The sequence below is a fragment of the Saccharopolyspora terrae genome (assembly GCF_004348435.1).
In the GTDB taxonomy this organism is placed as follows: domain Bacteria; phylum Actinomycetota; class Actinomycetes; order Mycobacteriales; family Pseudonocardiaceae; genus Saccharopolyspora; species Saccharopolyspora endophytica.
Map to the genome: position 1 here is coordinate 122,169 of NZ_SMKS01000004.1, position 25,936 is coordinate 148,104.

Consider the following 25,936-nt stretch of genomic DNA (forward strand, 5'->3'; position numbering starts at 1 on the left):
GTATTACCGGGGCTTCCGCGTCGACGTTCTTCTTCGGATGTCGGGTCGGTGCCGGTGCTGTCGGTTCCGCCGGATGTCCGGTCGGGAACTTCCAGGGTTCGGTCACCGCTGTCGGCATGGCCGTCGAAGCTTCGTTACCTGGAAAACGACGGGCGCGACGAATTCGTTCCCGATGTTCTCGATTCGAAGACGTCGCGGCCGTCACATCCGTTGCGCCCCCAAGCCTGAGGATTTCCTGAGAGCTCTCGTTACATTTAGACCTCAACCAAAAGTGTGAATGGTCCGTCGTTCACGCTTTCGACCGCCATCATCGCCCCGAACACCCCCGCGGACACCCGAGCGCCCCGCTCGCGGAGCTCCGCGACGACCTCTTCCACCAGCGGCTCCGCCTGCTCGGGGCGGGCCGCTTCGGTCCACGACGGTCGACGTCCCTTCTTGGTCGATCCGTACAGGGTGAACTGGCTGACGACGAGCAGCGGTGCCCCTGTCGTGGCGCACGACTCCTCGTCCCGCAGGGCTCGAATCTCGTGCAGTTTCCGGGCCATTTTTACGACTTCCTCGCGGCCGTCGGAATGCGTCACACCCAATAGGACCAACAGTCCGGGTTCATCGATCTTGCCGACCACTTCACCCTCGACCGTTACCGAGGCGCGAGTGACGCGCGTGGCGATTGCCCTCATTGATCAACACCTCGCCATTCGACCGGAACGACCATTCCGTGCCGCACGAGTTCGCGCACCATCGGAATCGCAGCGGAGGTCAACTCCTCCACATCTTCGCCGTAACCCATCGCGAGCAACTCCAGCAGTTCGTCCAACGGCAGCGCACCGCGGAATCCGGCCAGCAACCGGACGCCGAGCTCGTCGATCTCGTGCTGCCAACCGGGTCCGTCGGTGCGGTGCAGGCGGTGCACGATCGGCTCCCAGCCCTCGTCGCCCGGCTGCGAGACCTGCTCCAGCACCGTGCTGTCGGCGGTGACCAGGCGAGCGGCCAGCAGGTCGTCGTCCGAGTCGTGCTCCCGCAGCCAGTCGACCCGGCGCAGCCAGGCGTCGGACTCCGGGCCCAGCGGGTCGTCGAAGGCGTGCCGCAGGTCCTCGCAGATGACCTCACCGGGGCCGTCGGTGCGGCGCAGGGTGACGAAACCGAAGCCGATGCCGATCACGTCGTTGCTCTCGAACCAGTCCAGCCACTCGGCGGCCTTGCGCATGCCCTGCTCGGAACGCAGGTCGTAGCCGGCGTCGCGCAACCAGGTGCCGACGTAGAGGTCGGGGTCGGCGACGTCGCGCTGCACGAACCAGGCGTCCACCCCCGCGCCCGGCGGGAGCCAGGACGCGACGCGGTCCTCCCAGTCCTCGCCCTCGCGGTGCACCCAGGACGCCAGCAGCTGCCCGGTGCCGCCCTCGTTGAGGAACGACGGCAGCTGGCGCACCACCAGCGCGCTCGCGTCGTCACCGGCCAGGCCGGAGTCGCGGTAGGTGAAGTCGGTGCGCGGCGGTCCGACCACGAACGGCGGGTTGCACACGACCAGGTCGAACCGGCGGCCCCGGACCGGGTCGAACCACTCGCCCTCGCCGAGCTCGGCGTCGACGTCGTTGAGCCGGAAGGTCGCCGCGGCCAGCGCCAGCGCCCGCTGCGAGACGTCGGTGACGGTGACGCTGCTCGCGTGAGTGCTCGCGTGCAGCGCTTGCACGCCGCAGCCGGTGCCCAGGTCGAGCACCGAGCCGACCGGCCGCCGGGTGGTGGCGCGCACCAGGCTCAGCGAGGCGTGCCCGACGCCCAGCACGTGGTCGGGGTCGACGGGACGGCCGCCGCGCAGGTCGGAGTCCAGGTCCGACACGACCCACCAGGAGTGCTCGCCCTCGCCGTGGGGGCGGATGTCCAGCCCGGCGCGCAGCAGCTCGCCGTCGGCGGCGAGGATGCCGGCCGCCAGCGCGTCGTCGATGGTCAGCGAGCCCAGCGCGGCCTGCACGTCGGCGCGGGTCTCGGGTCGGCCCAGCAGGAACAGGCGGACCAGGGTGCCCAGCGGGCCGGCGCCCTCGGTGGCGCGCAGCGCGGGCATCGGCTCGCCGCGGCCGAGCGCGGCGTGCGCGGAGTGGCCGAGCAGGTCGAGGACGCCGTCGGCGTCGTAGGAGGCGGCGCGGAACGCCTCGCGAAGTCGGTCGATGCGGTCAGCGGACAGATCTGGAATCACGTCCTGAATCCTCACACGCCCGTCGACCGATGCCGCCGCTCACTCGGTCGGGCGGTTCGCCGCGGCCGGAAACCGTCGGTGGTGCGACCTAGCATCGAGGCATCGCTGATGGGGGAGTCGACATGACCGTTCTGGACAACAGGCCGAACACCGCGCTGCTGGTCATCGACGTGCAGAAGGGCGTGGTCGCCGACGCGCACGATCGGGACCGGGTCGTGGCCAACATCGGCCACCTGGTCGGCCGGGCCCGTTCGGCCGGTGTCGACGTGGTGTGGATCCAGCACCACGACGACGGGCTGGTCCGCGACAGCGAGGGCTGGGAGCTGGTTCCCGAGCTGGACCGCGGCGAGGCCGAGCCGCTGGTGCACAAGTCCTACGGAGACGCCTTCGAGGACACCGAGCTGGAGGAGGTGCTGGCCGACCGCGGCATCGGCCGGCTGATCGTCACCGGGGCGGCGACCGATCAGTGCGTCCGGTGCACGCTGCACGGCGCGTTCGTCCGCGGCTACGACGCGACGCTGGTCGCCGACGCCCACACCACCAGCGACCTCAGCCGCTACGGGGCGCCATCGCCGGACGAAGTCATCGCGCACACCAACCTGTACTGGCAGTACCAGGTCGCACCCGGACGCACGGCGGGAACGGTCAGCGCGGCGGCGGTCGACTTCGCCCGCGCATGAGCGAAACGGCGGTAGTCACCGCGCCGACGCCTCGCTAGATTCGATCGGTGCCTGACGCGATGTTCGCCCATCCCCGGCTCGCGCCGCTCTACGACGCGTTCGAATCCGACCGCAGCGACCTTCCCGCCTACGTCGAGATCGCCGACGAACTGGGCGCGGCCCGCGTTCTCGACGTCGGGTGCGGCACCGGCTCGCTGGCGATCCTGCTCGAGGAAACCGGCCGGACGGTCGTGGGAACGGACCCCGCGGAGGCCTCCCTCGCGGTCGCCAGGTCCAAGGACGGCTCCGCGCGGATCGTCTGGGTGCGCTGCGACGCCACCGCCCTGCCGACGATCGCGGCCGACCTCGTGGTGATGACCGGCAACGTCGCGCAGGTCTTCCACACCGACGAGGAGTGGACGCGCGTCCTGCTCAGCGTCCGCGCCGCCCTCCGGCCGGGCACGCACTTCGTGTTCGAGACGAGGAAGCCGGAGCGCCGCGCCTGGGAGCGGTGGCCGGGCACGACCAGCGTCGACCTGCCGGGCCTCGGCCGCGTCGACGGCACGACGAGCTCACCGACGTGAGCCCGCCGCTGATCTCGTTCCGCAACACCTACCGGTTCGCCGACGGCGAGGAGCTCACCTCCGAGTCCACCCTGCGCTTCCGGGAACGGGAGGAGATCGAAACCTCCCTGGGCGAAGCCGGCTTCGAAGTCCGCGAGGTGCGCGAAGCACCGGATCGGCCGGACGAGGAGCACGTCTTCATCGCCCGTCGCGCGGACTGAAGCGGCTCACGCCGAGTTCAGGATGCGCTCCAAAGTGCGACGTCCCATGCGGCTCATGACCGGGTTGCTCTCGACGTAGTACCAGACGAGCCCCATCGCCTGCTCGAACGCCCACGCCTTGCCGCGCTCCCACTCGAGGTCGTCGCAGCCGAGGTCGTCGCGGAACTCGCGTCGCGGCTCCTGCTCCAGCAGATGCCACGCGGCGACCAGGTCGAGGGAAGGATCGGCCGGCCCCAGCCCGCCGACGTCGATGACCCCGCTCAGGCGCCCGTCGGACACCAGCAGGTTGCCGGGGATGAGATCACCGTGGGACATCACATCGGGGGCCCAGCCGCGGGGCAGCTCGCGCATCGACTCCCAGAGCCGCTGGAGCCGCGCGACGTCGAGGAGCTGCTCGCTGTTGTCGAAGCAGGTCCGCATCCAGGAGTCGTGCGACCGGAGATCACCGCCTCGTCCGGAGCCGCGGAACGTCCGCCCGCGCGTGTCGATGGCGCGAACGCCGCGAACGAATTCGGCGAGATCGTGCGCGAAGGCGACGGAGGAACCGGGGTCCTCGTCCGTCGCGACCATGCCGGGCAACCAGGTGTGCACCGACCACGGCATGGGGAACCCGGCACCGGGCTCGCCCAGAGCGATGGGCTCGGGCGTGCGGAACGGCGTGCGTCCCAGCAGCTCGCGGGCCGCCTCTGCCTCGGTCTCCAGCTCGCGCCGCTTCACCGCGAGGTCCTCGGGCAGCAGGGGGAACCGGGCGGCGAACTGCTCACCGATCCGAACGATGGCGTTGACCGTGCCCTGCGACGACGGCTCCCAGACCGGAAGACCTCGCCACTCGGGGAACTGCTCGTCCACCAGCTCGCGCACGGTCGCCAGCGACACGGTCACCTCATCGGGATGCATGCCCACCCGCGCAGCATCGCTCACCGAGATCGCCACCGGCAAAGGATGTTCGCCGCTGACGAGCTCCGGGTGCTCGTCCGAGCGAGGACCGGACCCGCGCGTGCGAGGATGGGGCCATGTCCGATGTACTGCACCTCACCGGGGACGCCGAAGCGGATCAGTTGTTGTCCGACGACCCGTTCGCGCTGCTCACCGGGATGCTTCTGGACCAGCAGGTGGCGATGGAGCTGGCGTTCGCCGGCCCGAAGAAGATCGCGGACAGGATGGGCGGGTTCGACGTCGCCAAGATCGCCGAGGCCGATCCGGAGGAGTTCGTCGAGCTCTGCGTGGCCAAGCCCGCGATCCACCGCTACGGCGGTTCGATGGCCAAGCGGGTCCAGGCCCTCGCCCAGCACGTCGTCGAGCACTACGACGGCAGGACCGAGGCGCTGTGGACCGACGGCGACCCCGACGGCAAGGAAGTCCTCAAGCGGCTCAAGGCCCTGCCCGGTTACGGCGAGCAGAAGGCCCGGATCTTCCTCGCCCTGCTCGGCAAGCAGCGCGGGGTCGAGCCGCGGGGCTGGCGCGAAGCGGCGGGCGCCTACGGCGACGAGGGCTCGCGGCGCTCCATCGCCGACGTCGTCGACGAGCAGACCCTCCAGGAGGTCCGCTCCTTCAAGAAGGCTCAGAAGGCCGCCGCGAAGGCTGCGAAGTAGTACGCACTTTCCGCTGGGCGGGTGGTGTTCGGGGCGGAAGCCGGGCGAACGAGAACCGGCCGCCCTCCTGACGAGGACGGCCGGGCGGTCAGGCGGCGGCTGCTGCTCCGGGCTTCTGGTACTTGTCGACGTACTCCTGGTCCGAGAGCTCGGAGATGGCGTACATGATCTCGTCGGTGATCGAGCGCAGGACCGGGAGCGACGCCTCCATCCCCGAGTAGCGGGTGAAGTCCAGCGGGTCGCCGAAGCGGACCGTGACCTTGGCCAGGCGCGGGATCTTGGTTCCGCGGGGCTGCAGCTTGTCGGTGCCGGTCAGCGCCACCGGGACGACCGGGGCGCCGGTGTTGAGAGTGAGCCTCGCGACGCCGGTGCGGCCCCGGTAGAGACGGCCGTCGGGGGAGCGCGTGCCCTCCGGGTGGATGCCGAAGGCGCCGCCGTTGCGCAGGACGTCCTCGGCCGCGCCGATGGCCTCCATCGCGGCCCGGCCGCGTCCTCGCTCGACCGGGATCGCGCCGAGCGAGCTGAACAGCCACTTGCTCAGGCCGCCCTTGAAACCCGTGCCCCGGAAGTACTCGGCTTTGGCCAGGAACGCCACCGGACGTGGCAGCACCAGCGGGACGATGAAGCTGTCCAGCACGGCGAGGTGGTTCGGCGCCAGGATCACCGGGCCCGTCGTGGGCACCTTCTCCGCGCCGATGATCTTGGGTCGGTAGACGGACCGGGCTACCGCACCCACGACCCGTTTGCTCACCGCGTACATCATGTGTGGTCACTCCCGCGCCGAAGTTCTCTCGCTCCCACGTCGAATCTAACGCGGTGAGGTTTCGCGCGTGCGTCGCGCCGGTCAACCAGTGGGGGTAATCGCCGGGCCCCGGGGGTATCGGCGGGCACCTGCGGGTGGGAGCATGGAGATTGGAGGTAGCGTCGTGAACACTTCACATCGTGACGACACCCCGGTGCTGATCACCGAGGCTCAGCCGTCGATGGACGATGAGCAGGCGACTCGCCGCCGCAGGTACGCGATCATGATGGCAAGCCGGATTCCGTGCCTGATCGGCGCGGTGGTCGTGTTCCAGGTGTGGCAGCTGTGGTGGTTGGCCCTGATCATCCTGGCCATTTCGATCCCCCTGCCGTGGATGGCGGTCCTGATCGCCAACGATCGGCCCGCCCGCAAGTCCGAGCACGTGAACCGGTTCCGCCGTTCGCACCGCAGCATCGAGTCCTCGAGCCATCGCGTCATCGAGAGCACCTGACACCGCCTCCGCGGTGGTCAGAACAGAGCCGCTGCGGACAGACGCATGCGGCGTGCGGCATCATTGGTGCCATGAGCACGATGACGCTGCCGGAGACCGACACCCGGAACGAGACAGCTGATCAGACCAGCGATGATCGTCCCGAGGTATTCCACTACGTGCAGAAGGACAAGATCGCCGAGAGCGCGGTCATGGGCACCCACGTCGTGGCGCTGTGCGGCGAGGTCTTCCCGGTCACCAAGTCCGCGAAGCCCGGTTCGCCCGTCTGCCCGGACTGCAAGGAGATCTTCGAGTCGCTGCCTCCCGGGGCCGACAAGTAAGTCGGGTGCCTCCCGAACCGCCGCGGGTCAGCCGCCGTGCGGTTCGGGTTGGCCTGCGCGCTTGAAGTTCACCGGCTTGCCGTTGGTGTGCGGCGGCTCGGGGTCGGACGTCGGTGACTCCGCCTCGTGCTCCGGTTCCGGCGCGTTGTCCTCGCGCCAGGCGCGGTAACCGTCCTCGGTGTGCATCCGCTGAGCCAGTCGCCGCATCTCCAGCCGACGCCAGCGCCGCCGCTCGCGGCGGGTCATCTTCGCCGGCCACATCTCCTGGATCGCGTTGTTGAACTCCGCGCCCATGATGATCGCGAAACCGATGAAGAACGCGAAGAGCAGGAACGCGATCGGCGTGGCCAGCGCGCCGTAGGTGTATCCGGTGCTGGTGATCCAGGTGATGTAGACCCGCAGCCCGTAGCTGGCCACCAGGAACAGCACCATCGCCAGCAGCGCGCCCGGCACGCCGCGGTGCCAGGGCAGCTTGCGCGGGAGCGCCACGCTGTAGAGCGTGGCCAGCGCGATCACCAGACCGGCCGCCGTCGCCGGGTAGTAGATCGCGTGGATGAGCCAGGTGACGTCGTCCTGCAGCGCGTGCGGGAACACCGTCGGCAGCCACTCCGGCCCCAGCGCCACCACCGGCATCCCGATGATCGCCAGCACCAGGCCCACCAGGTAGAGCAGCAACGCCACGATCCGCTGCCAGACGCTGTTGCGAACCAGGTACTGGTCGTAGGCCTGGGTGATCGAGTCCACCAGCGACGCCAGCGCCGAGGAACCCGCCCACAGCGACAGCAGGAAACCCATCGAAGCGATCTCGCTGCGTCCCTTGGTCAGGATGTCGCCGACCGTCGGCCCGATGATCTGGTCCACGACGCTGCTGGTGAACACGGTCCGGCAGAAGGCCAGGATCTTGTCGTGCACGGCGTCGACGATCGCGGGCCCGAACCAGTCGCCGAGGTAGCCCAAGCTGCCCAGCAGACCCAGCAGCAGCGGTGGCAGCGACATCGTCTGCCAGAACGCCGCAGCCGCGGATTCCGAGAAGATGTTGTCCCACCACGCCTTGTCCAGGGTGCGTGCGACCAAGCGCAGGGGACCGCGGCGGACCGGGACCTCGTCCCGCGCTGCGGTCGTGCTGCGCCCCCGACTGTCTGGCGAACTCGGCGAACCCATGTCGCCTATAAGGATGCTTCATAGCTCCCGCGCTTAGGCGTCGAGGTGTTGAAACCGGAGTGTCGGAACCATCTCGATCGGCCGAACCGGTGTCGACCGGAGCGCGAAGGTAAGCTGCACGGCGGCCCGCCACGAGTTGATCGGTGCTGGTTGATCCAGTTCTCCGGTCAGACCAGATGTCCGGGGGAGTGTGGCGGTCGCGGGGCTCAACGGATGTGCCCGCACCATCCGGTTTGGGGAAACGAGGAAGGGAGCGGCGAGCCGGCGTGTCCGAAGCGCAACTCGACTATTCCGTCCGATCTGTTCTGAGCGACCCCTCGCAGGCACCGTCCCGGCCACTTCGAGCCTGGCAGCGGCGAGCTCTCACCAAGTACCTGGCCAACCGGCCCACGGACTTCCTGGCCGTCGCGACGCCCGGCGCGGGCAAGACGACGTTCGGTCTGCGGGTGGCCGCCGAGCTGCTCGCCGACCGCACGGTCGAGCAGGTCACGGTGGTCGCGCCGACCGAGCACCTCAAGCACCAGTGGGCGTTGGCGGCCGGCGGCGCCGGGATCCCGCTGGACTCCAACTTCCGCAACGCCGACGGCATCACCTCCAGCGACTACCGCGGCGTGGTCGTCACCTACGCGCAGGTCGCGGCCCATCCCAACCTGCACCGGGTGCGCACCGAGCGGCGCAAGACGCTGGTGATCCTCGACGAGGTGCACCACGCGGGCGACGCGAAGTCCTGGGGTGACGCGATCCGGGAGGCGTTCACCCCCGCGGTTCGCCGGCTGTCGTTGACCGGTACGCCGTTCCGAAGCGACGACTCGCCCATCCCGTTCATCGGGTACGAGTCCGACGCCGACGGGTCGTTGCGCAGCCGCGCCGACCACTCCTACGGCTACTCCGACGCGCTCGCTGACGGCGTCGTGCGGCCGGTGCTCTTCCTCGCCTACTCGGGCGAGGCGCGCTGGCGCACCAACGCCGGCGACGAGTTCAGCGCGCGCCTCGGTGAGCCGCTGACCGCCGAGCAGACCGCCCGCGCGTGGCGGACCGCGCTGGACCCGTCCGGCGAGTGGATCCCCGCGGTGCTCAAGGCCGCCGACACGCGGCTGGAGCAGCTCCGCCAGGGCGGCATCCCCGACGCGGGCGGTCTCGTGATCGCCACCGATCACCCGACGGCCAAGGCCTACGCCAAGGCGCTGCACCAGATCACCGGCTCGGATCCGGTGGTCGTGCTCTCGGACGACCCGCAGGCCTCGTCGCGGATCGGTGCCTTCGCCGAGTCCGACGACAAGTGGATGGTCGCGGTCAGGATGGTCTCCGAAGGCGTCGACGTGCCTCGCCTGGCCGTCGGCGTCTACGCCACCAGCGCCTCGACGCCGCTGTTCTTCGCCCAGGCCATCGGCCGCTTCGTGCGCTCGCGGCGACCGGGGGAGACGGCCAGCATCTTCCTGCCCAGCGTTCCGGTGCTGCTGGAGCTGGCCAGCCAGCTGGAGGCGCAGCGCGACCACGTGCTGGGCAAGCCGCACCGGGAGAAGGACGGCTGGGACGACGAGCTGGTCGCTGCCGCCAACGCCCAGCGCGACGAGCCCGGCGAGGAGGAGAAGGCGTTCACCTCGCTGGGCGCCGAGGCCGAGCTCGACCAGGTGATCTACGACGGTTCGTCGTTCGGCACGGCCGCGTTCAGCACCACCGAGGAGGAGCAGGACTACCTCGGGCTGCCGGGTCTGCTGGAACCGGATCAGGTCAGGGCGCTGCTGCGGCAGCGCCAGTCGCAGCAGCTGGACGACGTCGGCAAGCGCGAGGCCGATGCGAAGGCGGCCAAGGCCGCCGAGCAGGCCGAGCAGCAGTCGCGTCCGCAGAGCGTGCAGGAGCGGCTGCAGAAGCTGCGCAAGGAGCTCAACACGCTCGTGTCGCTGCACCACCACCGCACCCGCAAGCCGCACGGCAAGATCTACAACGAGTTGCAGAAGGTCTGCGGCGGTCCGCCCACGGCGATGGCCACGGTCGAGCAGCTCGAAGAGCGGATCGCCACCCTGCGCTCTTGGTGAACCCCTGATGCGCGGGCGGGTGTCCGGCTAACCTGTCACCCGCCAGAGCGACGATCTTGGGGCGGGTGCGGTGACCGGCGACGCGTGGAACATCGGGCTCAACATCATCGCCAGCGTGATCACCGGCTCGGTGGTCTGGATCTCCACTCGGTTGCTGCGACTGCGGAAACTGCGGCGCAAGCAGGCGTTCTTCGGGTTGAGCAGCGGGGGTGAATGCCTGCTCGTGGTGCCGCGGATGGTCTCGGCGGACAACGAGCGGAGCGTTCACCGCAACGACGCCGCCGCGATGCTCGACCTCTCGGCGATCCTCGGCGAGTGCGGCGCGAAGCCCGAGGTGATCTTCCACGACCAGGTCTACCAGGGCTTGGCGGACAAGCCCGAGTTCTGCATCGGCGGGCCGGTGGCCAACCAGCGCACCGAAGCGCACGTGAGGTCGGTGCTTCCAGGCGTCCGCATCGCAGGACCGGAGGAGCGGACGGCGATCGAGGTGGGCGGGGAGAGCTACCCGTCGAACACCCGCCGGGTCGAGTACGCGCTGCTGGCGAAGATCGTCCGGAGCAAGCGCGACAAGCCGGCGTTCGTGATCTGCGGTCAGACCTCGATCGCCAACCGGGCCGCTGCCCGCTACCTCGATGCCGAATATCAGCGCCTCCGGAGCCGGTACGGCGTCCGGCGGTTCTGCGTGCTGCTGCGGGTCATCGAATCCGAGAGCTACGGTCCCAGCGTCGTCGAGCTCGTCCGCGACATCACCGCCGAGGCGTTCACCCCGCGCCCCGCCGAATCGGCCGAGGTCACCTCCGCGTAGTGCGGTGCTGGTCCGAACCCCGTGATCAATGTCCTCTTTGTCGGGTCAATTCGGACCAAGGCCGCCCGGGTGCGGGAGCGAGGGCGATGATCTTGGCGGTGCGTTCGGTCTTCTAGGGTCGCGGCATGGGATTCGACGTGGAGAAGGTCCGGGCGCAGTACCCGGCGCTGGCAGATGGCCGGGCGTGGCTGGACGGGGCAGCGGGCACGCAGGTGCCGGAATCGGTGATCGAGGCGATCAGCGACGCCTACCGAGCCGGGTTGTCGAACGTGGGCGGACCGTACGAGTCGAGCCGCCGCTCGTCCGGGATCGTCGCCGAGGCTCGCGCGGCCGTGGCGGATCTGGTGAGCGCGCCCGATCCGGCGTGCGTGGCGTTCGGGCCGAGCATGACGTCACTGACCTACCGGTTCGCCGGAGTGCTGGCGCTCGGCTGGAACCCGGGCGACGAGATCGTGGTGACCGGCCTCGACCACGACGCCAACGTGCGGCCGTGGGCGCAGCTGGCGCAGCGGGCCGGTGCGACCGTGCGCACCGCCGAGATCGACCCGGCCACGGGTGAGCTCCCGGTCGACAACGTCGTCGGGCTGATCGGGGATCGCACCAAGCTGGTCGCGGTCACCGCCGCGTCCAACCTGCTGGGGGTCATGCCAGACCTCAAGCCGATCACCGACCGGGCCCGCGAGGTCGGCGCTCTGTCCTACGTCGACGGCGTGCAGCACTGCCCGCACGCGCACGTGCGGATCGCCGACCTGGGCGCGGACCTCTACGCCACCAGCGCCTACAAGTGGGCCGGACCGCACCTGGCCGCCGTCGTCGCCGCCGATCCGTGGGTCTTGGAGAACCTCCACCCGGACAAGCTCGCGCCGTCGCCCGAGAGCTCCCCGGAGCGCTTCGAGCTGGGCACCAACCCCTTCGCCCCGATGGCCGGTGTCGTCGCGGCGGTGGAGCACCTGGCGGGCTTGGACAGCGATGCGACGGGCAGCCGCGCCGAACGCCTCGCGACCTCGCGGGCGGCCGTCGTGGCGCACGAGGAGCAGCTCGCCGGTCGGTTGTTCTCGGGACTGGCCGAACTGGACGGCGTCCAGCGCCACGGCACCCCGCAGGGACCCACCACGCCCACCGCGTTCTTCACCGTCCGGGGCAAGGCCCCGGCGGAGGTCTCCGCGGCGCTGTCGGAGCGGGGGCTGAACGTCTCCGCCGGTCACTCCTACGCCTGGGAGCTCGTTCACGCCCTCGGGATCGGGCCCGAGGGCGGCGTGCGGGCGAGCCTGTCGCACTACTCCACGGCCGACGAGGTCGACCGCCTGCTGGCGGCCCTGCGCGAGATCAGCGCCTGAGAACGCACCGGGCCCCCGCAGCGCTCGGCTGCGGGGGCCCGGTGACCTGGCTGATCAGGTTGTCACTGCTCGTCCTGTTGGAGGTCGGCCCGCACGTCGCGGAGACCGGCTTCGTAGGCGCGGGCGTGGTGCCCGCAGAACAGAAGCTCGCCACCGGACGGTAGTACGGCGCGAAGCTTGGCAGCGGCCCCGCAGCGGTCGCAGCGGTCGGCGGCGGTCAGCTCGGGGCGGGTGAGCGTTCCCGGCATCGATATCTCCCTCCGTCCCGGCGTCGGATTCCACCCGACGCCCTCGATCCTGCTACGACCACCGGTGTCCTACTGGCTGCAGGGTCGGTGCTCGTTGGCTCTACTCTTCCAGACGTTTTAGCCGGAGTCAGTGTTCCCGCGCGGGCTAGCGACGGTCGTCACCATGAAGTACCCGGTTGCAGCAGTGATCCTTGCGGAGCGTGATCAACATCGGGGTTGCCTCGCTGACCTGCGATGATGCGAAGATCGGCGAATCTAGCTGGACAAACGCTCCGACCGGTCAAGGCCGATGCAGGTGGGTTGGATCACAAATATGACGATCCGTGATCGGTCGTGTTCCTCTGGAAGCGAACAGCAAATCTCAGCACTCGGACGGAAAATCGGCCGCTCGAACCTCCGGAATCGGCCTTCGGGGCCGAAGTGGACACGCGAAAAAGGTCGCCGACCCGAGTGGGTCGACGGCCGATTCCGGACAATTCGGTCAGTCGAGGTAGTCCCGGAGGACCTGCGACCGCGACGGGTGGCGCAGCTTCGACATCGTCTTGGACTCGATCTGCCGGATCCGCTCCCGGGTCACCCCGTAGACCTGGCCGATCTCGTCCAGCGTGCGCGGCTGGCCGTCGGTGAGGCCGAAGCGCAGTCGGACCACGCCCGCCTCGCGCTCGGACAGCGTCGCCAGGACCGACTGCAGCTGGTCCTGCAGCAGCGTGAACGACACCGCGTCGACCGCGACGACCGCCTCGGAGTCCTCGATGAAGTCACCGAGCTGGCTGTCGCCCTCGTCGCCGATGGTCTGGTCGAGCGAAATGGGCTCCCGGGCGTACTGCTGGATCTCCAGCACCTTCTCCGGGGTGATGTCCATTTCCTTGGCGAGCTCTTCCGGCGTGGGCTCGCGACCGAGGTCCTGCAGCAGCTCGCGCTGGATGCGGCCGAGCTTGTTGATGACCTCGACCATGTGCACCGGGATGCGGATGGTGCGCGCCTGGTCGGCCATCGCACGCGTGATGGCCTGACGGATCCACCAGGTCGCGTACGTGGAGAACTTGTAGCCCTTGGTGTAGTCGAACTTCTCGACCGCGCGGATCAGACCGAGGTTGCCCTCCTGGATCAGGTCCAGGAACGCCATGCCGCGGCCGGTGTAGCGCTTGGCGAGGCTGACCACCAGGCGGAGGTTGGCCTCCAGCAGGTGGTTCTTGGCGCGCTCGCCGTCGCGCACGATCCAGCGCAGGTCGCGCCGCATCTGCGTGGTCAGCTGCTCGCCGGACTCCTCGATCTGGCGCAACCGCTCGGCACCGTAGAGGCCGGCCTCGATGCGCTTGGCCAGCTCGACCTCTTCCTCGGCGTTGAGCAGAGCGACCTTGCCGATCTGCTTGAGGTAGGCGCGCACCGAGTCCGCGGAAGCGGTCAGCTCGGCGTCCTTGCGCGCCTGCCGGAGCGCCTCGGACTCCTCTTCGTCCCAGACGAAGTCACCGGACTCCTTGGAGTCCTCGTCCGGAACCGGCTCCTCGGGAATCTCCACCTCGACTTCCGCGAGATCGCCGACCTCGGGAGAGGTCAGGTCGGTCTCGATCGGTTCGTCGATCTCCATGCCCTCGCCAGTGCCCTTGGCGGAAGCCGACTTGGTCGTCTTCTTCGCCGGGGCCTTGGCGGCGCCCTTCTTGGCCGCGGGCTTGCGGGTGGTCGACTTCGCACCCGTCGAGCTCTTGGCGGTGCTCTTGCGCGCGGCAGGCTTCGTCTGCTCGACGTCAGACGAAGCAGCCGCCTCCGAAGCTGGGGTGGCCTGGGACTGGCCCGACTCGGCTTGAGCGCCGCCAGCGTTTGCGGCGGTGCTGGAGCGTCGGGTTGCGGTTTCTGCGGCTGCCACGTACGCCCTTTCGCGACGGTCGATCAGGGCAGGCCGGAGGGCGCGAAACCTCGGCCGCCAAAGGTCGGGGAACAACCCACCGGACTCGGCGTCCTGGCTGACGAACAATCACCCGTGAAGTGCCGGGGTGATCGGCTCGCCGCCGCACCGGCTCCCGCCGTCGGTGAAGGTGTTGCACCAGCGGGCGGGCTCACCAGCGTTCACCAGCCAAAAGGACTTCGAACCAAGTGGGTCGTGTTCCATTGTAACCGCGATGCGGGGGTGCGGTTCCGCTGCAAGGCGGAGTCCGCGCGTCCCTCGGTGTGCTAGGCACGGCTCCGGAAGGCCGTTGCGAGCCGTGCCGAACACTCCGACGGGTGTCCCTCGGGACGCCCCTTCGGAGCCGGGCTCAGCACGCGGTCGCAGCTGTGCCCGGCAGCGGTCGGATCAGCTCTTCGCGCTGCTCGCAGAGGCCATCGCAGCACCCACGATGCCCGCGTCGTTGCGCAGCGCGGCCGCCACCACGGGGGTGCGGGTCTCCAGCAGCGGGATCCACTTGTGACCCTTCCGGCTGACACCGCCGCCGGCGATGATCAGATCGGGCCAGATGAACTTCTCCAAGGACTGGATGTAGCGGGTGACCCGCGGCGCCCACTCCTCGTAGGAGAGCTCCAGATCGTCCTTCACCGACGCGGCGGCCTGCGACTCGGCGTCGTGGCCGTCGACCTCGATGTGGCCGAACTCGGTGCTGGGGACGAGCTTGCCGTCGATGAACATCGCGCTGCCGATGCCGGTGCCGAAGGTCAGCACGACGACCTGGCCCTCGTGCCCGACGCCCGCGCCCGCCTTCATCTCGGCGACCCCGGCGGCGTCGGCGTCGTTGAGCACGACGATCTCGTCCCGGCTGCGCCCGAGGCGCTCGGCGAACAGGGCCTGGGCGTCGGTACCGATCCAGCCCTTGTCGATGTTGGCTGCGGTCAGCGCCGTGCCGTCCTTGATGACGCAGGGGAGCGTCACGCCGACCGGTCCGGTCCAGGCGAACTTCTCGACGATCTCGGCCACGGCATCGGCCACCGCGTCCGGCGTCGAGGGTTGCGGCGTCGGGATGCGCAAGCGCTCCTCGGCCAGCACTCCGGCCTCGATGTCCACCGGCGATCCCTTGATGCCGGACCCACCGATGTCCACGCCGAACCCGCGGGCTGTCGCCATGGCTGATCCTTCCTATTCGATTCAGACCAAGGTGTGCAGACCTTAACGGGACTGTGTTGCGATGTCTGCGTGGGATTGCCAAAAGATGTGGATGCGAACGCCTTGTCCGAGGTCGCGGTGCGAATCGCCCGCGAAGCCGCCGATTTGGCCCGAACCGTGCGTGATCAGGCGGTGACCGACGGTGTTGACACGAAGAGCACCGAGACCGATGTGGTCACCATGGGCGATCGAGCCGTGGAGCGCTTGGTGCGCGAGCGGCTCGCCGAGCTTCGCCCGGGGGAGTCCGTGCTGGGTGAGGAGGAAGGCGGCGACGGTGCGCTGGACGGACTGCGCTGGGTCGTCGACCCGATCGACGGCACTGTGAATTATCTCTACGGGTTCCCCTTCTACGCGGTCTCGCTGGCCGCGCAGGTCGACGGCCGCTCGGTCGCCGGAGCCGTCGTCGAACCCGTCTCAGGACGGGTCTGGAGCGCCGCGGCCGGCCACGGGGCCTTCCTCGACGGGAAGCCGCTGCACGTCTCCGGCGCCGACCGGCTGGACCTGGCGCTGGTGGGCACCGGGTTCGCCTACGCGGTCCAACGCCGCACCGCCCAGGCGCGCGTGGTGAACGACCTGCTCGGCCAGGTCCGCGACATCCGCCGCGCGGGAGCCGCCTCGCTGGACCTGTGCTCGGTCGCCGCGGGCTGGCTCGACGCGACCTACGAGGTCGGGCTCAACCGCTGGGACTGGGCGGCCGGCGCGCTGATCGCGCAGGAGGCCGGAGCGGCGCTGCGGCTCCCGGAGAAGGGCTCGTCGGACGGGCTGGGCGACGAGATGCTCGTCTGCGCCACGCCCGGGATCGCCGAGGGGCTCACGGGCGCCCTGCGCGCGGTCAACGCCGGCGAGGTCTGACCGCTCGTGGCGGGAACCCGCCAATCAGGTTCGGGTTTCCGCCACGGCATCGATAGCGGTCCGTTGCGAGTTGTTGCCGGGAATCGTTATCAGCAGTGCACGTCGCGGGCCTTGGTGAGCAGGTCCTCGCTGATCTGCGGCGGCGTCACCTCTTGCTGCGCGCCGTCCTGCTGATCGCGCTGCGGCACCCAGTTCTGCAGCTGCTGCAGGATCTGCTTGGCCTCTTGCGTGGTCTTGATGTCGTCGAAGCGCGAACCCAGCGCCAGGTCCAGGCCGGCGTCCTCGCGCTCGTCGCGCACCAGCTGCGCGCACGGCGCGATCAGGCTCAACGTGCGGGCCGCGCTCATCCCGGCGGCTCCGAACCGGATCTGACCGTGGCACTGCAGGTCGTAGTTGACGTAGACCGAGTCGTTGTCGGCGCCGGTCTTGACGAAGCCCAGGCTGGCCAGCTCGTCGCCGACCATGCTCGCCTGCCTGCTCTCGCCGTTGCCGTTGAGCACCCGCACGTGCACGTCCTGCGGCGGGACGGGGGTCGTGGAGTTCAGCGCGTCGCGTTCGAGCATGGTGCCCACCGGAACCTGCGGCGGCATGCCGCTGGCCTCGGGCGGAGCGGTCGGCGCTCCGGGCGGGTTGCACCTGGTGGCCGTGTCGATGTCCTCCACGGACCCGAAGACGCGAGTCCACAGCAGTCCGGACAGCACGACCAGCGCCACCAGCACGACCAGCGCGGGCAGTGGTCGGCGTCGGCGATATCCGACTCGCCGTCCCGGCCTTGCACCTACGGCTCCCACGTCCGCCCCTCCCTGGATGCCTCGGATCCGCGCGCTCCCGCCCGCACTGGATCAGCCTAGGGGTTGAACCTGTGGTGCGCGGTGTTGGTCGCCGCTGCCGTGTCTTGATCTCCCAGTGATCGTCTCGAAGCCGATGTCGACCGGGAAACCGCGAGCGCATCGCATCACGCGGGGATCGGCAGGGCAACCGGGACGGGCCGCCGCGAGGACTCGGCCGACCGGTCGAATTTTGATCTACGATGCCCTCCGAATGCGCGCAATGCCACACCTATGGGTGACCTGCTGCGTGTTCGCAGAAGTTATGAGCTACCCTCTCGGCGCCTCACGGAGTGCCGAGTTGAGGCAAGTCGCTCTTTACGGGGGAACTAGACGCGTTGCAGGGCGAGACCGCGATCACTGTCCCATCGGGCACAAATTCGGGTCCTGGAACGTTTACCAGCGGCACACCATTGCAGTCTCCACAAACGCAGGGGTGAATCACGATGGCGACCGACTACGACGCTCCTCGCCGCGAGTCCGAGGACTTGGCGGAGGACTCGTTGGAGGAGCTGAAGGCGCGACGCAACGATGCGCAATCCGGCGTCGTCGACGAAGACGAAGGGGCGATCGCGGAGAATTTCGAACTGCCGGGCGCTGACCTGTCCGGCGAGGAGATGACCGTCAAGGTGCTCCCGAAGCAGGCTGACGAGTTCACCTGCTCGAGCTGCTTCCTCGTCCATCACCGCAGCCGACTGGCCGAGACCAAGAACGGTCAGTTCATCTGTCGTGATTGCGCCGCCTGAGGCGCACGTCGACGACTCACAACGGGAAGTGGCTGGGCACACGCGGGCGGCGTGTGCCCAGTGTTTTTCCCGAGAAGAATTGAGAGTGGTCTCTTCGCTCGGCGGTCCGGGTGGCGGACCCGCGAACGCCTCACGAGACCGGTATCCGCTCGCCTGACCCGGGTTCTGTCACCGCTCGCGGAGCAGGACGGCCTTGAGCCGTTCCGGCTTGCGCGTGCTGACCACCCAGTACGGAGTGGGGTCGTCCGGGTCGTCGAGCCAGATGCGCACGGAGGTGCGCACCCAGGAGCGATGCACCAGGAACGCCGCGGGATCCAGGTTCGGGCCCAGGGAACGCCGCTGCTCGGCGGGGGAGATGACCTCGACCTCGTCGATGAACCGGAGCGGCAGGTGGGCGTCGCCGACCCACAGCTCGTCGTCGACGACCTCGACCTTGAGCCTGCCCAGCCACAGCGGCACGACGATCGCCAGCGGCACCAGCACGACGTAGGGCAGCCACGCCCGCACGCCCGGGTAGCCCATGTGCACCTGAGCGGCCATCAAGACCGCTGCGACCAGCGGCAACGGCCAGGTCCACCACGACGCGTACAGACGCTCGCGGAACACCGCCTGCCCCTCCGAGTTCGCCTGACCGGGGGTGTCCCGGCTCGTGGTGGCTGCTTCTGCGCTTTCCGACACGCATCCAGGGTAGTCTCGCCGCCCGTGTCGAACGTGCAGGTCCTGCTTACCCGAACCGACCCCGGCGTACCGCTTCCCGAATACGCCAAACCCGGGGATGCCGGTGCCGATCTGGTAACCACCAGGGATGTGGTTCTCGAACCGGGCGAACGCGCGCTGGTGGGCACCGGAGTCGCCGTGGCGCTCCCGGAGGGCTACGCGGGCTTCGTCCACCCGCGCTCGGGGCTCGCCGCCAAGACCGGGCTCAGCGTGGTCAACACGCCCGGCACGATCGATTCCGGGTACCGCGGTGAGATCAAGGTCTGCCTGATCAATCATGATCGTGTGCAGCCGGTGTCGCTGCGACGAGGTGACCGGATCGCCCAGCTCGTCGTGCAGAAGGTCGAGCACGCCGTGTTCACCGAGGTCGACGAGCTGCCCGAGTCGTTGCGCGGTACCGGTGGGCATGGCTCCACTGGTGGTCATGAGGTGCTGACGGCGTCGGGAACCACCGAGGCCGGTCACAGGACGGAGGTCTGAGGGGATGTTCAGAAGGGGCCGGGGGAAGTCCAAGCGCGACGCGGCCATCGAGGAACAGGCCGAGGCGGCGGAGCAGGTTCCCTCGCGGGGACCGTACGACGAGAGCGAAGCACCCGATTCCGGGGTGGAGCGGCTCGACCTCGGTTCGGTGCGGGTGCCGGTGCCCGAGGGAGGCCAGCTGCAAGTCGAGGTCGACCCCTCCGGGCCGGTGCGCGCGGTGCACCTGGTGACCCCGGTCGGCAGGCTGACCGTGAGCGCCTTCGCGGCGCCGCGCAGCGGCGGGCTGTGGGAGGAGGTCGGCAACGAACTGGCCGACCAGCTCCGCAAGGACGGCGCGCGGGTGCACACCGAGCAGGGCGACTGGGGCGTCGAGCTGGTGGCCGACTCGCCGAAGGCGGCGTTGCGGTTCGTCGGCGTCGACGGTCCGCGGTGGCTCCTGCGCGGTGTGGCGGCGGGTCCGGCGGAGTCCGCCAAGGAGTGCGCTCGGCTGCTCTACGGCGTCCTGGACGACACGGTCGTGGTCCGCGGCTCCGAGCCGATGCCGGTGCGCACGCCGTTGCCCATCGAGCTCCCCGAGGCGATCCTCCGCCACATCCAGCAGGCGCAGGCGCAGCAGACCGAGACGCCCAACGGGCAGGTCTGAGGCCGGCGCGGGGTGGGGAGCTCGACGGCCCCACCCCTGCGCCGAACGGGTGAGACGAACGGCGTGCTCCGGTGCGAGTTCTTAATCCCGCCGGGCGTGGGATTCGGCCCGCGCAGGCGGTTAGGCTGGGAAGTGCACGGGCTGCGGAGTCGAGCCCCGAGGCGCACAGGAGCGCTAGATGAGCAAGACCGAAGGCGGCTACTGGAAGCGCCTCGTGCGGAGCCTGACCAGCGATGTCGCCGAACTTGACGCCGACGACCTGTCAGACCGGTCGCAGGCGGGAGGCGCGCAGCGGGCCAGCGATTGCCAGTGCGGGCAGGAAGCCGTGGTGCTGGGCCGGGTTCGCAGCGTCGAGCTCTGCCCCAAGACCTCCGCGCCCACCCTGGAGGCAGAGCTCTACGACGGCACCGAAGGGGTGACTCTCGTGTGGCTCGGGCGCAGGCGCATCGTGGGAATCGAGCCGGGCCGTATCGTCAAGGCCCGTGGCCGGATCGCAGTCCGTGACGGTCGCAAGGTGCTGTACAACCCCTACTACGAGTTGCAGAACACCGCATGAGCGAACATGACGCATCGGCTGCCGGGCTCAACGCCCGGCAGACCGACGATGACCGGCAGCCCGCGGGCAAGGCCGGTGTTTCCGAGCAGACCCTGCTGGAGCAGATGGGCGGTGTCAGCGGGCTCGCGTACTCCGCTGTGCCGATCGTCGTGTTCGTGGTGGTCAGCTCGTTCACCTCGATGATGCCCGCGATCTGGGCCTCGATCGGTGTCGCGGTGGCCATCGCGATCTTCCGCCTGGTGCGCAAGGAGCCGCTGCAACCGGCGATCTCCGGCGTGCTGGGCGTGGCGGTGTGCTCGTTCATCGCCTACCGCTCCGGCGAGACCAAGGGCTTCTTCCTGCTCGGCATCTGGACCAGCCTGATCTACGGCGGGGTGTTCCTGGTGTCGGTGGCGGCGCGCTGGCCGCTGGTCGGAGTGGTCTGGTCGGCCCTCAACGGCCTGGGCATGGAGTGGCGCAAGCAGCGCCGCGCGATGCGCGCCTACGACATCGCCACGCTGTCCTGGGCGGCGGTGTTCGGCGCCAAGTACGTGGTGCAGCAGTGGCTCTACGACAACGACCAGACCGGCTGGCTGGCCTTCGCCCGCATCGCCATGGGCTACCCGCTGACCGGCATCGCGCTGGTCGTGACGGTCTGGGCGATCCGCAGGGCCAAGAAGGTCGCCGAAGAGGCGGCGGTCGCCGCGGCCTGAGCGCGCTCGACGTGGTGCGGGGCGGTTCCACCGGGAACCGCCCCGTTCGTCATTCCCCGTGGTCGTGGATGACCGCGCGGATCTCGTTCTCGACGTTGCTGGTGGCCACGAACAGCATCTCGTCGCCCGCTTCGAGCGGGTCGTCAGCCTGGGGCACGATGACCCGGCCGCCGCGCAGGATGCTCACCAGCGCCGCGTCGACGGGCAGCTTGAGGTCGCGGACCCGGCGCCCGGCCAGCGGGGTCGACTCCGGCAGCGTCACCTCGACGAGGTTGGCCTGGCCCTGGCGCAGCGTCATCAGGCGCACCAGGTCGCCGACGTTGACGGCTTCCTCGACCATCGCGGCCAGCATCCGCGGCGTGGAGACCGCGACGTCCACGCCCCAGGCGTCGGTGAACAGCCACTCGTTGCGCGGGTCGTTGACCCGGGCCACGACGCGGCGCACCGCGAACTCGGTCTTGGACAGCAGCGAGACCACGAGGTTGACCTTGTCGTCGCCGGTGGCCGCGATGACCACGTCGCAGGACTGCAGTCCCGCCTCCTCCAGCGACGCCAGCTCGCAGGCGTCGGCGAGCATCCACTCCGCGCCCGGGATGCGCCTGGGGTGGTAGTTGCCGGTGCTGCGCTCGATGAGCAGCACCTCGTGCTCGCCTTCGAGCAGCTCCCGCGCGATGGACTGGCCGACCGCGCCGGCTCCCGCGATCGCGATTCGCATTACTCGCTCTCCTCGGGTGTGCGGCGAGCAGCCGCGGTGACGTCGGTGACGGTTCCGGACAGCGCCGCCACGTAGACGAGGTCGTCGGCCTGGATCACCGTCTTGCGATCGGGCAGCACCCCGTTGCCGAACCGCATGATGAACGCGACCCGCGCGCCGGTCGCCGACTCCACCTCGGAGACCTTGCGCCCGATCCAGCTCTCGTGCAGCGGGAGCTGCAGCACGGCGACGGCACCGGACGGCTCCCGCCACGCGGTGGCCACGCCCTCCGGCAGCAGCATCCGCAGGAAGCGGTCCGTCGTCCACGGCACGGTGGCCACGGTCGGGATGCCGAGCCGCTGGTAGACCTCGGCTCTCTTGGGGTCGTAGATGCGGGCCACGACGTGCGCCACGCCGAAGGTCTCCCGCGCCACCCTGGCCGAGACGATGTTGGAGTTGTCCCCGTTGGACACCGCGGCGAAGGCGCTGGCCTGCTCGATCCCCGCTTCTTCCAGGATGTCCCGGTCGAAGCCGTTGCCCGTGACCTGCTGACCGCGGAAGTCCCGGCCCAGGCGGTGGAACGCCTGCGGGTCCTTGTCCACCACGGCCACGGTGTGATCGAGCCGTTGCAGCGCGGCGGCCAGGGAGGCCCCGACCCGGCCGCAGCCCATGATCACGACGTGCACGACCTTGTCTCCTCGCTGCGTGTTGAGCGCACTGGAACAGCTGCTGCGGACGACGCCGCTCGTCGCCGCTGACCGTACCCGGGCGGGGGCGGTTCGGTGACCGCCGCGGCCGTCCGGAAACGGGCTGGTGCACCGTACCGGGTGACTCCCTCGGAGGGGCACCACGCCACCCCGGATGTGACCTGAGAGCAATTCGAAAGCCCGCATTCACCGGTACCCGCGCCCCACCGCTTACGCTCTGCACCGTGTCCAAGCTCGCAACCGCGGCGAAGCGGCTGATCGTCGGTCGGCCGTTCCGCAGCGATCGCCTCTCGCACACGCTGCTGCCCAAGAGGATCGCGCTCCCGGTGTTCGCCTCCGACCCGATGTCCAGCGTCGCCTACGCGCCGGAGGAGATCCTGCTGGTGCTGTCGGTGGCGGGTGTGTCCGCCTTCGCCATCAGCCCGTGGATCGGCGTTCTGGTCGCGCTGGTGATGATCGCGGTGGTGGCCTCCTACCGGCAGAACGTGCACGCTTACCCCTCCGGTGGCGGTGACTACGAGGTCGCCACGGTCAACCACGGCCCGCGCTGGGGGCTGGTGGTGGCCAGCGCGCTCCTCGTCGACTACATCCTCACCGTCGCGGTGTCGATCTCCTCGGCCGCGGCGAACATCGGTTCGGTCATCCCGTTCGTCGCCGAGCACAAGGTGCTGTTCGCGGTCGGCGCGATCGCGTTGCTGACCGCGATGAACCTGCGCGGCATCCGCGAGTCGGGCAACTTGTTCGCGATCCCCACCTACGCGTTCGTGATCGGCGTTCTCGGCATGATCGGCTGGGGTTTCTTCCAGAGCGTCGTGCTGGGTTCGGACCTGCGCGCCGAGAGCGCGGGATTTCAGCTGGCGCAGGAGGAGGGCCAGTTCGCCGGAGTGGCGTTCGTGTTCCTCATCCTGCGCGCGTTCTCATCCGGCAGCGCCGCGCTGACCGGCGTCGAGGCGATCAGCAACGGTGTGCCGGCCTTCCGCAAGCCCAAGTCCCGCAACGCCGCGACCACGTTGGCGCTGATGGGCGGGCTGGCGATCCTGATGTTCCTGGGCCTGATCATGCTGGCCCGCGTCACCGGCGTCGTCGTCGCCGAGGATCCCGCGCACCAGCTCATCGGCGCGCCCGAGGGGTACGAGCAGAAGACGCTGGTCGCGCAGCTGGCCGGCGCCGTGTTCGCGGGTTTCCCGCCGGGCGTCTGGTACCTGGTGTTCTTCACCGGCCTGATCCTGGTGCTGGCCGCCAACACCGCCTTCAACGGTTTCCCCGTGCTGGGGTCGATCCTGGCGCAGGACCGCTTCCTGCCGCGCCAGCTGCACACCCGAGGCGACCGGCTGGCGTTCTCCAACGGCATCCTGTTCCTGGCGTTCGGCGCGATCATCCTGGTGTTCGCCTTCGAAGCTGAGGTGACGCGGCTGATCCAGCTCTACATCGTCGGCGTGTTCGTCTCGTTCGTGCTCAGCCAGAGCGGCATGCTCCGGCACTGGAACCGGCTGCTGCTGCACGAGACCGACCCGATGGCGCGGCGCAGGATGCGCCGGGCGCAGGCGACCAACGCCTTCGGCCTGTTCATGACCGCCAGCGTGCTGGTCATCGTGCTGATCACGAAGTTCACCCACGGCGCCTGGATCGCGATCGCGGCGATGGCGGCCATCTACGTGCTGATGACGGCGATCCGCAAGCACTACGACCGGGTCGCCGACGAGCTCCAGGAGTCCGAGGCCGACGCGGTCCTGCCGTCGCGCAACCACGCGCTGGTGCTGGTCTCCAAGCTGCACCTGCCGACGATGCGGGCCATCGCCTACGCGCGCGCCACCCGGCCGGACGAGCTCGAAGGCGTCACCGTCAACGTCGACGAGGAGGACACCCGGACGCTGACCGCCGAGTGGGAGCAGCTGAACCTGCCGCTGCCGCTGAAGGTCCTCGAATCGCCGTACCGGGAGATCACCCGACCGGTGCTGGAGTACGTCAAGCGGATCCGGCGGGACAGCCCGCGCGACGTGGTCACGGTGTTCATCCCCGAGTACGTCGTCGGACACTGGTGGGAGCAGCTGCTGCACAACCAGAGCGCGCTGCGCCTCAAGAGCAGGCTGTTGTTCCAGCCGGGAGTGATGGTCACCAGCGTGCCGTGGCAGCTGGCGTCGTCCACGAGGGTGCGAGCACAGCGGATCACCTCGATGCCCGGCGCGACGCGTCGGGGTCTGGGGAGCAATGGAAAGGTGAACGGTGACCGAAAAGCCGGATTGGACCGGTAGGCGGCTGGAGGTCGAAGTCGGCCCGGTGGCCCACGGAGGCCACTGCGTGGCCAGGTACGAGGGCCGCGTGGTGTTCGTCCGCCACGCCCTGCCGGGGGAGACCGTGACCGTCGAGGTCACCGAGGACAACGGCGGTGGCTTCTGCCGCGCGGACGCCGTCGAGGTGCGCGAGGCCGCGCCGGGCCGGGTCATCCCGCCGTGCCCGCTGGCCGACGCGGCGCTGGGCACGGACCGCTGCGGTGGCTGCGACTTCCAGCACGCCGACGGCGAGACGCAGCGCGAGCTCAAGGCCGCGGTGGTCACCGAGCAGCTGCAGCGCATCGCGGGCCTGGACTGGCCGGTGCGGGTCCAGGAGCTGCCCGGCGGGCTGCTGCGCTGGCGCACCCGCGCGCGGCTGGCGGTCGACCGCAAGGGCAACGCCGGTTTCCGGCCGAGCCGCAGTCACCGGGTCATCCCGGTGGCCGACTGCCCGATCACCGTCAAAGGTGCCGTGGAGGAGCTCGCCGAGCGCCGCTGGCGGCCGGGTGCGGAGCTGACCGTGGCCGCCGACGGCGAGGGCGAACTGCACGTCACCGCCGTGGACCGCAAGCCGCAGCGGCGCGGTCGCCAGCAGGGCGTCGCTCGCCAGGTGGCGGGCAGCGGGGTGGCGCACGAGACGGTGCGGGGGCGCCGGTTCGACGTCGGCGCGCAGGGCTTCTGGCAGGTCCACAAGGCCGCGCCGGAGACCTTCACCGAGGTCGTGGCCCGCTTCGCCGCCGCTCCCCCCGGTGGCGTGGCGTGGGACCTCTACGGCGGTGTGGGCTTGTTCGCCGCGGACCTCGCCGAGCAGGTCGGCCCGACCGGTTCGGTGCTGCTCGTGGAGTCCTCGCGCGGCGCGGTGGAGGACGCGGTGTCCAACCTCCGCGACCAGCCGCAGGTGGCGTTCCGCGCGGGAACGGTGGAGCGCGTCCTCGAGGACGAGGACCTGCAGGCGCCGGACGTCGTCGTCCTCGACCCGCCCCGCAAGGGCGCGGGCCGGCAAGTGGTGGAGGCGATCGCGGCCCGCGAACCGGCTCGCGTCGTGCACGTCGCCTGCGACCCGGCGGCCCTGGCCCGCGACGTCTCGCTGTACGCCGAGAACGGCTACCGGATGGTCGACCTGGAGGCGTTCGACGCGTTCCCGATGACCCACCACGTGGAGTGCGTCGCCGTCCTCGAACACACCCCGAATAACGCCTGACCAGCGAAATCACCACGGACCAACGCCGCCCTCAGCCCACGGACTACCGCCGTGTTCAGATCACGGATTACGGC

General features: G+C 69.7%; 27 protein-coding genes and 1 pseudogene. 16 read left to right on the top strand and 12 right to left on the bottom strand.

Features of this window, described 5'->3' with window-relative positions; translation table 11 throughout:
* Positions 1–254 precede the first annotated feature (254 nt).
* Both dtd and E1181_RS04575 read right to left on the bottom strand, forming a co-directional pair.
* Entirely contained in the window at positions 255–680 is a 426-nt protein-coding gene (gene dtd, locus E1181_RS04570) for a D-aminoacyl-tRNA deacylase (RefSeq protein WP_132672616.1), read from the bottom strand.
* Complete coding sequence (locus E1181_RS04575) at positions 677–2,191, bottom strand: N5-glutamine methyltransferase family protein (protein WP_132672617.1); 1,515 nt, start codon at positions 2,189–2,191, stop codon at positions 677–679. The genes dtd and E1181_RS04575 overlap by 4 nt, the downstream gene beginning before the upstream one ends.
* Positions 2,192–2,313: 122 nt before the next feature.
* Here E1181_RS04575 and E1181_RS04580 point away from each other — a divergent pair, with 122 nt between their 5' ends.
* Positions 2,314–2,871 carry an isochorismatase family protein gene (locus E1181_RS04580; protein WP_132672618.1) on the top strand — a complete coding sequence of 186 codons (558 nt, stop codon included), beginning with the start codon at positions 2,314–2,316 and terminating at the stop codon, positions 2,869–2,871.
* Positions 2,872–2,918: 47 nt separating this feature from the next.
* Positions 2,919–3,634: pseudogene (locus tag E1181_RS04585) on the top strand (class I SAM-dependent methyltransferase).
* 6 nt (positions 3,635–3,640) lie between these two features.
* Here E1181_RS04585 and E1181_RS04590 read toward each other — a convergent pair.
* Complete coding sequence (locus tag E1181_RS04590) at positions 3,641–4,555, bottom strand: aminoglycoside phosphotransferase family protein (protein ID WP_235876228.1); 915 nt, start codon at positions 4,553–4,555, stop codon at positions 3,641–3,643.
* A gap of 92 nt (positions 4,556–4,647) precedes the next feature.
* On the opposite strand from E1181_RS04590, the gene E1181_RS04595 reads away from it, so the two are divergent.
* Complete coding sequence (locus tag E1181_RS04595) at positions 4,648–5,226, top strand: HhH-GPD-type base excision DNA repair protein (protein ID WP_132672619.1); 579 nt, start codon at positions 4,648–4,650, stop codon at positions 5,224–5,226.
* 88 nt (positions 5,227–5,314) lie between these two features.
* Here E1181_RS04595 and E1181_RS04600 read toward each other — a convergent pair whose 3' ends face one another.
* Positions 5,315–5,989: a lysophospholipid acyltransferase family protein gene (locus tag E1181_RS04600; RefSeq protein ID WP_132672620.1), complete on the bottom strand. Its 675-nt coding sequence runs from the start codon at positions 5,987–5,989 to the stop codon at positions 5,315–5,317.
* 142 nt (positions 5,990–6,131) lie between these two features.
* Between E1181_RS04600 and E1181_RS04605 the strand changes: the two genes are divergently transcribed.
* Positions 6,132–6,479: a DUF3099 domain-containing protein gene (locus E1181_RS04605; RefSeq protein ID WP_132672621.1), complete on the top strand. Its 348-nt coding sequence runs from the start codon at positions 6,132–6,134 to the stop codon at positions 6,477–6,479.
* A gap of 71 nt (positions 6,480–6,550) precedes the next feature.
* The gene (locus tag E1181_RS04610) at positions 6,551–6,799 is read left to right on the top strand and encodes a DUF3039 domain-containing protein (protein WP_132672622.1); all 249 of its coding nucleotides are present in this window, start codon (positions 6,551–6,553) and stop codon (positions 6,797–6,799) included.
* A gap of 27 nt (positions 6,800–6,826) precedes the next feature.
* Here the strand turns inward: E1181_RS04610 and E1181_RS04615 are convergent, their stop codons facing one another.
* Positions 6,827–7,960 (bottom strand): YihY/virulence factor BrkB family protein, encoded by a 1,134-nt coding sequence (locus E1181_RS04615; protein ID WP_132672623.1) that lies wholly within the window; start codon positions 7,958–7,960, stop codon positions 6,827–6,829.
* 266 nt (positions 7,961–8,226) lie between these two features.
* On the opposite strand from E1181_RS04615, the gene E1181_RS04620 reads away from it, so the two are divergent.
* The 3 genes from E1181_RS04620 (at position 8,227) to E1181_RS04630 (ending at position 12,138) form a co-directional block, all read left to right on the top strand.
* Positions 8,227–9,996: a DEAD/DEAH box helicase gene (locus tag E1181_RS04620; RefSeq protein WP_132672624.1), complete on the top strand. Its 1,770-nt coding sequence runs from the start codon at positions 8,227–8,229 to the stop codon at positions 9,994–9,996.
* 70 nt (positions 9,997–10,066) lie between these two features.
* On the top strand, positions 10,067–10,801 hold the full coding sequence (locus tag E1181_RS04625; RefSeq protein WP_132672625.1) for a hypothetical protein: 735 nt from the start codon (positions 10,067–10,069) through the stop codon (positions 10,799–10,801).
* Between the two features lie 125 nt (positions 10,802–10,926).
* Positions 10,927–12,138 (top strand): cysteine desulfurase-like protein, encoded by a 1,212-nt coding sequence (locus E1181_RS04630; RefSeq protein ID WP_132672626.1) that lies wholly within the window; start codon positions 10,927–10,929, stop codon positions 12,136–12,138.
* A 62-nt stretch (positions 12,139–12,200) separates the two neighbouring features.
* Here the strand turns inward: E1181_RS04630 and E1181_RS04635 are convergent, their stop codons facing one another.
* From E1181_RS04635 to ppgK, 3 genes are all read right to left on the bottom strand, one after another.
* Positions 12,201–12,386, bottom strand: coding sequence for a DUF7455 domain-containing protein (locus E1181_RS04635; protein WP_132620257.1), 186 nt, complete (start codon positions 12,384–12,386; stop codon positions 12,201–12,203).
* Between the two features lie 481 nt (positions 12,387–12,867).
* Positions 12,868–14,250 carry an RNA polymerase sigma factor gene (locus E1181_RS04640; protein ID WP_132672627.1) on the bottom strand — a complete coding sequence of 461 codons (1,383 nt, stop codon included), beginning with the start codon at positions 14,248–14,250 and terminating at the stop codon, positions 12,868–12,870.
* Positions 14,251–14,676: 426 nt separating this feature from the next.
* Positions 14,677–15,438, bottom strand: a complete 762-nt coding sequence (gene ppgK / locus E1181_RS04645; RefSeq protein WP_132672628.1) for a polyphosphate--glucose phosphotransferase — start codon at positions 15,436–15,438, stop codon at positions 14,677–14,679.
* Positions 15,439–15,540: 102 nt separating this feature from the next.
* On the opposite strand from ppgK, the gene E1181_RS04650 reads away from it, so the two are divergent.
* Positions 15,541–16,329, top strand: a complete 789-nt coding sequence (locus E1181_RS04650; RefSeq protein ID WP_132672629.1) for an inositol monophosphatase family protein — start codon at positions 15,541–15,543, stop codon at positions 16,327–16,329.
* 89 nt (positions 16,330–16,418) lie between these two features.
* On the opposite strand, the gene cei is transcribed toward E1181_RS04650, so the two are convergent.
* Positions 16,419–17,120 carry an envelope integrity protein Cei gene (cei, locus tag E1181_RS04655; protein WP_165944515.1) on the bottom strand — a complete coding sequence of 234 codons (702 nt, stop codon included), beginning with the start codon at positions 17,118–17,120 and terminating at the stop codon, positions 16,419–16,421.
* Positions 17,121–17,602: 482 nt separating this feature from the next.
* On the opposite strand from cei, the gene E1181_RS04660 reads away from it, so the two are divergent.
* Positions 17,603–17,902 carry a DUF4193 domain-containing protein gene (locus E1181_RS04660; RefSeq protein ID WP_093416518.1) on the top strand — a complete coding sequence of 100 codons (300 nt, stop codon included), beginning with the start codon at positions 17,603–17,605 and terminating at the stop codon, positions 17,900–17,902.
* A 168-nt stretch (positions 17,903–18,070) separates the two neighbouring features.
* Here the strand turns inward: E1181_RS04660 and E1181_RS04665 are convergent, their stop codons facing one another.
* Positions 18,071–18,580: a DUF3093 domain-containing protein gene (locus tag E1181_RS04665; protein ID WP_132672630.1), complete on the bottom strand. Its 510-nt coding sequence runs from the start codon at positions 18,578–18,580 to the stop codon at positions 18,071–18,073.
* Between the two features lie 24 nt (positions 18,581–18,604).
* On the opposite strand from E1181_RS04665, the gene dut reads away from it, so the two are divergent.
* The 4 genes from dut to E1181_RS04685 all read left to right on the top strand — a co-directional run bounded on the left by dut (position 18,605) and on the right by E1181_RS04685 (position 20,990).
* On the top strand, positions 18,605–19,099 hold the full coding sequence (gene dut / locus E1181_RS04670) for a dUTP diphosphatase (RefSeq protein ID WP_132672631.1): 495 nt from the start codon (positions 18,605–18,607) through the stop codon (positions 19,097–19,099).
* Between the two features lie 4 nt (positions 19,100–19,103).
* Positions 19,104–19,742, top strand: coding sequence for a DUF3710 domain-containing protein (locus E1181_RS04675; RefSeq protein ID WP_132672632.1), 639 nt, complete (start codon positions 19,104–19,106; stop codon positions 19,740–19,742).
* A 178-nt stretch (positions 19,743–19,920) separates the two neighbouring features.
* Positions 19,921–20,298, top strand: coding sequence for an OB-fold nucleic acid binding domain-containing protein (locus tag E1181_RS04680; protein WP_132672633.1), 378 nt, complete (start codon positions 19,921–19,923; stop codon positions 20,296–20,298).
* Positions 20,295–20,990, top strand: a complete 696-nt coding sequence (locus E1181_RS04685) for a DUF3159 domain-containing protein (RefSeq protein WP_132672634.1) — start codon at positions 20,295–20,297, stop codon at positions 20,988–20,990. The genes E1181_RS04680 and E1181_RS04685 overlap by 4 nt, the downstream gene beginning before the upstream one ends.
* Positions 20,991–21,039: 49 nt before the next feature.
* On the opposite strand, the gene E1181_RS04690 is transcribed toward E1181_RS04685, so the two are convergent.
* Both E1181_RS04690 and E1181_RS04695 read right to left on the bottom strand, forming a co-directional pair.
* Positions 21,040–21,705, bottom strand: coding sequence for a potassium channel family protein (locus E1181_RS04690; RefSeq protein ID WP_132672635.1), 666 nt, complete (start codon positions 21,703–21,705; stop codon positions 21,040–21,042).
* Positions 21,705–22,370, bottom strand: coding sequence for a potassium channel family protein (locus E1181_RS04695; protein WP_132672636.1), 666 nt, complete (start codon positions 22,368–22,370; stop codon positions 21,705–21,707). The genes E1181_RS04690 and E1181_RS04695 overlap by 1 nt, the downstream gene beginning before the upstream one ends.
* Before the next feature lie 245 nt (positions 22,371–22,615).
* Between E1181_RS04695 and E1181_RS04700 the strand changes: the two genes are divergently transcribed.
* Both E1181_RS04700 and E1181_RS04705 read left to right on the top strand, forming a co-directional pair.
* Complete coding sequence (locus E1181_RS04700; protein WP_132672637.1) at positions 22,616–24,643, top strand: APC family permease; 2,028 nt, start codon at positions 22,616–22,618, stop codon at positions 24,641–24,643.
* Positions 24,615–25,862: a class I SAM-dependent RNA methyltransferase gene (locus E1181_RS04705; RefSeq protein WP_132672638.1), complete on the top strand. Its 1,248-nt coding sequence runs from the start codon at positions 24,615–24,617 to the stop codon at positions 25,860–25,862. Before E1181_RS04700 ends, E1181_RS04705 begins: the two co-directional genes overlap by 29 nt.
* The last annotated feature ends 74 nt before the right edge of the window (positions 25,863–25,936 follow it).